Genomic DNA, 2,207 nt, shown 5'->3' on the forward strand with positions numbered 1-2,207 from the left:
TGTCAACGCCGGACGGTAAAAAATCTAAAACGCCGGCCAGAAAATGACCCAAACGCCGGAAACATAGCGCCGGTTATTTACGCCGGAACTCTGTCAGCCGGTCAGTTGTCCGCCGGAAGCTCAGCTGGTGGAACCGGCTGGACACCGGCCTTCCACCGTTCCCTCAGCCGGTAAGTCTGGCCGCGGATATTCACCACATGGGCGTGGTGGAGCAGTCGGTCCAGCAGCGCAGTGGCCAGAATGTTGTCGCTGAGCAGTTCCCCCCAATCGCTGAAATACTTATTGCTGGTCAAGATGATACTGCCGTGCTCATACCGTTCCGAGATCAGACGGAACAGCAGCTCAGCCTCCTGGCGGTCCAGCTGCATGTACCCAACCTCGTCAATCACCAGTACAGCCGGACGCAGGTAGACCCGCCACCTGCGTTCCAGGCGTCCCTGCAGCTGAGCTTTCTTCAAATCCGTAATGAGGTGAGAGAGGGTGGTGTAATAAACCACCATACCGGCGTCCAACGCCTTGAGTGCCAGGCCAACAGCCAGGTGGGTTTTGCCCACCCCAGGGGGTCCCAGCAGGATGACATTTTCCTCCCGGGCAACGAAGGCCAGCGTACCCAGCTCCTCTACCTGCCGTTTGTCAATGCTGGGCTGGAACGCAAAGTCAAAGTCCTCCAGGCCCTTGCGGTGGGGCAGCCTGGCCAACTTCAGCCGGGTCTCCCGGCTCTTTCGCTGGCGTTGCTGCTGTTCAGAAGAAAGCAGTTCATTGAGAAACTGCACATAAGTCTGCTGTGCGTGGAGGGATTGCTCCAACTGAGCATCCAGAAGTTGAGCCGCAGTCTGCAGCCCCATTTGTTCCAGAAGGGCTCTGGCATGTTCTAATTCAACCATGTGCAGATCCTCCTAACAAACGGTCATAGAACTGCAGGGGCCGTACTTCCACCTGGAGATCCTGCTGCTGGGCTGCCGGATACGGTGCGGCAATCCCTTTGTGCTCTGCCAGGCCTTTGTACTGTCCGGGAAGCCATATGATTTTTCCGGCATGGTACTGGACCTGGTGCCTGGCTAAAAGCATCTCTCCGTCATAGATTTCCAAAGAGCCGCTGCACAACCGTACCTGGACCTCCTTGCCGCTGTACTGCCATGGTACACCATAACGGATCCCGTCAAAGCTCACCAATCCTTCTCTGGTTACGGTACGTCTCTCCCAGCGGTAGCGGTCCTGAATCTCCTGAGCGGGTAATGGAAGCAGTTCTTCCGCAGGCAGCACCTGCAATGGGACCTTACCGGTGGTACCATGGGGCTTGGAGTCCACCGTTTTACACCAGAGCTGCGCCTGCTGGTTCAGATCTTCCAGGTCAGTGAACTTGCGGCCGGGGAAGAAGTTCTCTTTCACATACCGGACCAGACGCTCTACTTTCCCCTTAGTCTGCGGCTTCCTGACCCGACAGACCTTTGGCAGAAAGCCCACCTCTACCGCAAAGTCAGAGAATTGGGTATTCCAAATCACCTTGCCAGCCTCACGCCCTGCGACAACTGTCTTCATGTTGTCGGTCAGGACTTCCTTAGGCACACCCCCGAAATACAGAAATGCGTTCAGCATACACCGTTCCATGCTACGCAGGTCACAGCGGCTTACAAACTCAATGTACTTGGTACGAGAATATCCTAATATCATCACAAAAACAGCCACTTTGTGCAGGGCCCCGCTTTGGTCCCGATACTGACAGATACCCCAATCCATTTGTGCCTGCTTGCCGCTGGGTGTCTCATAGCGCCGCACCGCCGGCGCGGACTTCGCTGGCCGGTACGGATGTACATATTCTTTCAGGATACTCATCCCGCCATCATATCCCAGTGCCCGCAGCCGCTCCAGCAGCACCACACAGTTGAAAATACCTTGCTGCATCCAGATGTCCAACTGTGGTTTGTAAGGGTCCAGCTTGGAGCCTTTTCTAACCCCCTTCAAGCCATGCGGCTGCGCTGGCTGTGTTATGTACTTCCGGACAGTGTTTTTCGATACTCCAATTTCACGCCCAATGGAATATGCACTCTTGCCTTTTCCTGCTAATTCTTTTATCATTAGTATCAGCCCACTCCTAATCATTCGGCCATCTCCCTTAAAAGTATTGCACACACTTTTAAGATAGCCGGTCTTTAGGCGTGGGTCAATTTTTGCCCGGCGTATAGGTCTATTTTACTCCGGCGGTGACA

2 protein-coding genes are annotated in these 2,207 nt (G+C 54.8%); both read right to left on the minus strand.

The window, feature by feature from the left end; genetic code table 11:
• Positions 1 to 101: 101 nt before the first annotated feature.
• The gene (gene istB, locus B5G06_RS13670; protein ID WP_087189598.1) at positions 102 to 884 is read right to left on the minus strand and encodes an IS21-like element helper ATPase IstB; all 783 of its coding nucleotides are present in this window, start codon (positions 882 to 884) and stop codon (positions 102 to 104) included.
• On the minus strand, positions 877 to 2,100 hold the full coding sequence (gene istA / locus B5G06_RS13675; protein ID WP_087189599.1) for an IS21 family transposase: 1,224 nt from the start codon (positions 2,098 to 2,100) through the stop codon (positions 877 to 879). The genes istB and istA overlap by 8 nt, the downstream gene beginning before the upstream one ends.
• Positions 2,101 to 2,207: the final 107 nt, after the last annotated feature.

This window comes from Flavonifractor sp. An52, from assembly GCF_002159385.1.
Taxonomy (GTDB): Bacteria; Bacillota; Clostridia; order Oscillospirales; family Oscillospiraceae; genus Flavonifractor; species Flavonifractor avicola.